This window comes from Frankia gtarii (assembly GCF_025403375.1).
In the GTDB taxonomy this organism is placed as follows: Bacteria; Actinomycetota; Actinomycetes; order Frankiales; family Frankiaceae; genus Frankia; species Frankia gtarii.
Genome location: NZ_JAMPTM010000552.1, coordinates 1 through 1,147, shown reverse-complemented (window position 1 = coordinate 1,147; position 1,147 = coordinate 1). Strand labels below are relative to the sequence as shown.

1 protein-coding gene is annotated in these 1,147 nt (G+C 71.5%); it reads right to left on the bottom strand.

The window, feature by feature from the left end:
* Positions 1 to 302: 302 nt before the first annotated feature.
* A complete protein-coding gene (locus tag NBZ83_RS32250) occupies positions 303 to 1,112 on the bottom strand; it encodes a response regulator (protein ID WP_261576527.1) in 810 nt (269 codons plus the stop codon).
* Positions 1,113 to 1,147: the final 35 nt, after the last annotated feature.

The window sequence follows — 1,147 nt, the reverse complement described above, 5'->3', positions numbered from 1 at the left end:
CCCGACCAGGGATTCCAGGGTGTATGAACTGCCCAGCCTCATCGCCATGCCGTGTGCCCACCGCTTCGTTCGCCTACGTTGCCGTGCCGACGAGGCAACAACCTATCCAACGGGCCGGTCGCCGGTTCTTTCGGGGCAAACCATTTGCCGGGAAGACGGTCGGACCCGCTGACCTGCAAAAACGCGCCGGATCGGGCAGAGAACCGGGATCAGTCCGCACGCCGCCGGTCGCCGATGACCGGGTCGGTGGACCGGCGGAATGGCAGCACTCAAACGGCATAGTCGAGCGTCTTGTGTTGGTCTTACGGCTGGTAGCGGTATCCCATGCCGGGTTCGGTGGTGAGGTGGCGGGGGCGGGACGGGTCGAGTTCGAGTTTGCGGCGCAGGCGGTTGACGTAGAGCCGCAGGGAGGAGGTGTCGTCGGCGTGGCCGGGGCCCCAGACCTGGTCGAGCAGGGCTCGGGAGCTGATCAGCTTGCCGGGCTCGCGGACCAGCACGGCCAGCAGGCTCCATTCGGTCGGCGTCAGCCGCACCAACTCCGGCGGCAGCGCCGACCCGTCCGACGACGCCGACCCGTCGGCATTCGCAGTCCCGTCGGCACCCGCAGTCCCGTCGGCACCCGCAGTCCCGTCGGCACCCGCGGTTTCGGCCGCGCCGGGGGACGCCGGCGGGTCGGGGAGGACGGTGACGGCCTTGGCGGCGAAGTCGATGCGGTGGCGGCCGATGGTGATGACGGGGCCGGTCTCCGCGCCGCCGGAGCGGCGGGTGACGGCGCGGATGCGGGCGAGCAGTTCCTCCACGGAGAACGGCTTGGTGACGTAGTCGTCGGCGCCCGCGTCCAGGGCGGCGATCTTGTCGTGGCCGGAGGTGCGGCCGGACAGGACGATGATCGGGACGCGGGTCCAGCCGCGCAGGCCGCGGATGACGTCGATGCCGTCGAGGTCGGGCAGGCCCAGGTCGAGCACGACCAGGTCGGGTGGGTGGCTGGCGGCCTCGGTGAGGGCGTGGCCGCCGTCGACGGCCGTGCGGACCTCGTGGCCGCGGCTGCGCAGGTTGATCCGCATCGCGCGCAGCAACTGCGGCTCGTCCTCGACGATCAGGATGCGTCCCACCGGCTCCCCGCTCCCCTCGTCCCCCGGTCCGGGCA